Below are 4,714 nucleotides of genomic sequence, written 5' to 3'. Positions count from 1 at the left end.
GTGCACGGCTGCGGCGGGGCGGGCATCTCGGCAGTGGTGATCGCCGCCGCGGCGGGGGCCCGGGTGGTGGCCGTCGACCTCTCCGAGCGAGCGCTGCGCCTGGCCTCAGAACTGGGGGCGGAACACACGGTCGACGCAGGCGGAAGCCACGACGCCGTCGAGGAGGTCCGGGAGCTCACCGGCGGGGGCGCTCACGTCTCGTTGGACTGCGTGGGAGATCCGGACAGCTGCGCCGCCTCGGTCTCCGTCCTGCGCACCCGGGGCACCCACGTGCAGCTCGGGCTGATGCCTCCCCAACAGGGCCCACCCCCTGTTCCGATGCACCTGGTGATCGCGCGGGAACTGCGGCTGCTCGGCAGCCACGGTCTGCAGGCCCACGAGTACCCGGAGATGATGCGGCTGCTCACCGGCTCCCGGATCGACCTCGACCGACTGGTCGGCCGCAGGATCGGGTTGGACGAGGTTCCGGAGGAACTGGTCGCGATGAACGAACCGGCCTCCCGACAGCCCGGGATCACCGTCGCCGAGATCGGCTGAGCGGCACCCTCCGCCCGGCGGGGCACGCGTGTCTGCGTCACGGCCCGACCGGGCCTAGGCTCGGCCCATGGCACAGTACTTCGAGGTGCACCCGCGCAATCCGCAGCGACGGGCTCTCAACCAGGCCGCCGGGATCCTCCGTCAGGACGGGCTGGTGGTCTATCCCACCGACTCCTGCTTCGCACTCGGCTGCAGGGTGGGCAACAAGGACGGGCTGGAGCGCATCCGCGCCATCCGCCATCTCGACCAGCACCATCACTTCACCCTGGTGTGCCGGAACTTCTCCGAGCTCGGACAGCTCGTCACCGTCAACAACACGATCTTCCGCGCGATCAAGGCGGCCACACCGGGCAGCTACACGTTCATCCTGCCCGCGACCAAGGAGGTCCCCCGCAGGCTGCTGCACCCCAGGAAGAAAACCGTCGGAGTGCGCATCCCCGACCACGTCACCGCCCAGGCGCTGTTGGACACACTGGACGAGCCCCTGCTGTCGAGCACCCTGCTGCTGCCCGACCAGCAGGAGCCGATGGACGACGGCTGGGACATCAAACAACGACTCGACCGCAGCGTGGACGCCGTGATCGACTCCGGTGACTGCGGCACCGAGCCCACCACCGTGGTGGACTTCTCCGGCGACGAGGCCGAGATCGTCCGCTACGGGGCGGGCGACCCCTCCCTGTTCGAGTAGTCCCGCCGTCGACGTGCTGCCGCCGCGCACTCGTTCTGGCAGGCTCGTTGCCGTGATCGGTTGGACAGTCGCGGGTGGAGCGGTCCTGGCGGTGTGGCTGTGGCTGCTGGCGTTGCACGGCGGGTTCTGGCGTACCGACCAACGGCTCCCCGTCCGGGGGAGGACCACGACCCGACCGTCCCTGGCGATCGTGGTTCCCGCCCGGCGGGAGGCCGAGGTGCTGCCGTGGACCCTGCCCGCCCTGCTCCGGCAGGAGTGCCCCGGCCCCACCCGGGTGATCCTGGTGGACGACGACAGCGACGACGGCACCGGAGCCCTCGCCGAGTCCCTGGCCTCCGCATCCGGGGCGGTGCTGCCGTTGACGGTGACCTCGCCCGGAGCCCCTCCCGACGGGTGGACCGGCAAGACCTGGGCCATGGCCCACGGGCTCGCGCGGGCGGGAGAGGTGGACTACGTGCTGTTCACCGACGCCGACATCGTCCACGCCCCCGGATCGGTGCGCGAACTCGTGGCCGCCGCCGAAGGCGGCTACGATCTGGTCTCGCAGATGGCCCGGCTGCGCACCGAGAGCCGCTGGGAACGGCTGGTCGTTCCCGCGTTCGTGTACTTCTTCGCCCTGCTGTTCCCCTTCCGTCGGGTCAACGATCCCGCCGCCCGCACGGCGGCGGCCGCGGGTGGTTGCGTGCTGGTTCGCCACCCTGCCCTGGCCCGGGCCGGTGGGGTGGAGGCCGTACGGGGGGCCGTGATCGACGACGTGGCCCTGGCCCGCGCGGTCAAACGAGCGGGCGGGCGGATCTGGCTCGGGCTGGCCGAGAAGGTCCGCAGTGTTCGCTCCTATCCGAGGTTGGGGGACCTGTGGCACATGATCAGCCGCACCGCCTACACCCAGCTGCGGTACTCACCGGCGCTGCTGGCCGCGACCGTGTTCGGGCTCGTGGTCGTGTTCCTCGGCCCCGTGGTGGTCACCTCGGCCGGACTCGCGCTCGGGGCTCTTCTGCCCTCCCTGCTGGGAGGAGGCTGCTGGCTGATCATGACGGGCACGTTCGTCCCGATGCTGCGGTACCACGGGCAACCGGGTGCGGCGGCCCTCCTGCTGCCCGTGACGGCCGTGCTGTACATGCTGATGACCGTCGACTCGGCCCGGCGGCACCGCTGCGGACGGGGCGCGAGCTGGAAGGGACGCAGCTATCCCGCCTCACGGACCGTCGAATGAGGGCGGAGCCCTCACGTCACTCGGCCTCGCGCACGACCCCGGCCAGTTCGGCGATCTCGGCCGGTCCCACCCGGCAGCACCCACCCACCACACGCGCGCCTTCGGCGACCCATCCACGGGCGCGCTCGGCGGTGTAGCTGCCGGGACCGATCCAGTCCCGCCGCGTCGGATCCCAGCCTTCACCGCTGTTCGGGTAGGCGATCACCGGTTTGCCCGTGGCCGCGCGTGCGGCCTCCACGGCGGCGGGCACCTCCTCCGGGGCACAGCAGTTCACCCCGACAGCGAGGATCTCGGGAACTCCCGCCGCGACCGCGAAGGCCTCGGACATCGGCTGGCCGGCCCGGGTGCGCCCGTGCTCAACGGTGTACGACAGCCACGCCGGAAACCCCGTCGCCGCCGCCAGTTCCACCAACGCACGTCCCTCGTCCAGGTCCGGAACGGTCTCCAGCGCCAACAGGTCCGCGCCGGACTCGGCCAACGCCTCCAGGCGCGGACGGTGCCAGTCCCGCAGTTCCCGGACGCTCAGGCCGTAACGACCCCGGTACTCCGACCCGTCGGCCAGAAACGCCCCGTACGGTCCGACCGAGGCCGCCACCCAACGCCTCCGCCCGTCCCCGGAGACCTCGGCACGCGCGGTCTCGGCCGCTTCCACACCGCGTCGCAGCAGCCGCAGGGTTCGCTTCCTGTCGAGCCCGCGGGCGGCGAAGCCCTCGAAGGAGGCCTGGTAGGTGGCCGTGGTGGCGACCACGGCTCCGGCACGGAAGAAGGCCCGGTGCGCCGCCACGATCTCCTCCGGGGCGTCGGCCAGCAGCCGCGCCGACCACAACGCGTCCGAGAGATCGTGCCCCCGTGCCTCGAGTTCGGTGGCCAGGCCGCCGTCGGTGACCAGTACCTGCTCTCCGGAGTCGAGAAAGTCCACCCACCCACTCTAGGCGGACCGGATGGGTGCTCGTGAGGCCGTGGTGAGAGCTGATTTCGGTGTACACTGAAAACACGGTTCCCTTCGACCGGAAGAAACCCCCGTTTCCGCTCGGACGACCGAAGGCAACGGCCTCGGCCACGACGCGGACCGCCGAACGGTAGGCTTTCCGCCCGCGACGGCACCCACGGGTGGAAAACGGCCCGGAACGACGTCGTCCGACCCGGACGCTCAGTGCTCGCCCGAGGTGGCCCGCCACGCGGCGGGTTCCCGCACGCGCGGCCGGTGGCCCCGGGCGGGTTTTTCCGACCACGACCTCCGAGCAAGGAGCGAACATGACGGTCTTGCTGGCCGGATGCGGCGACCTCGGCACGGAAACCGGACTGCGTTTCGCCGAAGCCGGTCACCGGGTGGTCGGCCTCCGCCGCTCGGCCGAACGCCTTCCCGGGGCGATCACGGGGCACTCGGTGGATCTCACCCACCAACGACCGCCGGTCCCCGAGGACACCGGGATCGTCGTCATCGTGCTCACCGCGGACCGGCGGAACGCGGAGGGATACCGGCGCACCTATCTGGACGGAACCCGGAACGTGCTCGACGCACTCGACCGGAGCGGGACCAGTCCCAGGATCCTGTTCGTGTCCTCCACCGCCGTGTACGGCAACGCCGCCGGCTGGCTCGACGAGGACAGCCCCACCGAGCCGGCATCGGAGACCGGGCAGGTGCTGCTGGAGGCCGAACACGCGGTGCGCGAACGACGTCCGGACGCGGTCGTCCTGCGCCTCGCCGGGCTCTACGGGCCCGGCAGGACCTCGCTGATCGACCAGGCCCGTACGGGGCAGGTTCCGAACTCCCCCGTCCCGCGCTACACCAACCGCATCCACCGCGACGACGCCGCCGCGGCCATCGTGCACCTGACCACCGACGTCCCGAACCCGGAACCGGTCTACCTGGGAGTCGACGACCACCCGGTCGAACGGACGGAGGTGCTCCGGTTCCTCGCCGAACGGACCGGCGGCCCCCCACCGGCGACGGACCACCCCGTCAGCGGAGACAAGCGGTTCCGTAACGACCGGCTCCGCTCCACCGGATTCCGGTTCGCCCACCCCACCTACCGGGAGGGCTACCGGGCGATACTGGCCGGGCGGGGACGACGCCACCCCTGACCCCACGCCACCGTCGGAGGACACACGGTCTCGGGGTACCCCCAGAGAACCCCGAGACCGCCCCACGTCGCGACCACCACGTCCTCCACTGGAACGATGCCGGACGTGGGCCGAAACCAGGAAAACACAGTCGGGCCCACCACGACAGTCGTGACGGGTTGACAAACCCGGTCAACCACCCTCCCCACCGA

At 71.3% G+C, this 4,714-nt stretch carries 5 protein-coding genes; 4 read left to right on the top strand and 1 reads right to left on the bottom strand.

The genetic code is table 11. From position 1 onward, the window contains the following. The 3 genes from CEP50_RS19600 to CEP50_RS19590 form a co-directional block, all read left to right on the top strand. Positions 1-537 (top strand): zinc-binding dehydrogenase (locus tag CEP50_RS19600; RefSeq protein ID WP_146134872.1); only part of this gene is annotated, 537 nt, incomplete at its 5' end. 67 nt (positions 538-604) lie between these two features. Next, the gene (locus CEP50_RS19595) at positions 605-1,225 is read left to right on the top strand and encodes an L-threonylcarbamoyladenylate synthase (RefSeq protein ID WP_106115390.1); all 621 of its coding nucleotides are present in this window, start codon (positions 605-607) and stop codon (positions 1,223-1,225) included. A gap of 52 nt (positions 1,226-1,277) precedes the next feature. Next, complete coding sequence (locus CEP50_RS19590; protein ID WP_106115389.1) at positions 1,278-2,438, top strand: glycosyltransferase; 1,161 nt, start codon at positions 1,278-1,280, stop codon at positions 2,436-2,438. Between the two features lie 16 nt (positions 2,439-2,454). Here the strand turns inward: CEP50_RS19590 and mmuM are convergent, their stop codons facing one another. Continuing rightward, positions 2,455-3,357, bottom strand: coding sequence for a homocysteine S-methyltransferase (mmuM, locus tag CEP50_RS19585; protein ID WP_106115388.1), 903 nt, complete (start codon positions 3,355-3,357; stop codon positions 2,455-2,457). A 335-nt stretch (positions 3,358-3,692) separates the two neighbouring features. Between mmuM and CEP50_RS19580 the strand changes: the two genes are divergently transcribed. Further along, entirely contained in the window at positions 3,693-4,523 is an 831-nt protein-coding gene (locus tag CEP50_RS19580; RefSeq protein WP_106115387.1) for an NAD-dependent epimerase/dehydratase family protein, read from the top strand. Positions 4,524-4,714 lie beyond the last annotated feature (191 nt).

Source organism: Actinopolyspora mortivallis, assembly GCF_003001495.1.
Classification (GTDB): domain Bacteria; phylum Actinomycetota; class Actinomycetes; order Mycobacteriales; family Pseudonocardiaceae; genus Actinopolyspora; species Actinopolyspora mortivallis_A.
The sequence above is the reverse complement of the archived record's forward strand: the minus strand, read 5'-3'. Positions and strand labels throughout refer to the sequence as shown.

Coding starts and splice junctions, on each gene's coding strand:
- CEP50_RS19595 (WP_106115390.1), top strand. CDS start 605: ATGGCACAGTACTTCGAGGTGCACCCGCGCAATCCGCAGCGACGGGCT.
- CEP50_RS19580 (WP_106115387.1), top strand. CDS start 3,693: ATGACGGTCTTGCTGGCCGGATGCGGCGACCTCGGCACGGAAACCGGA.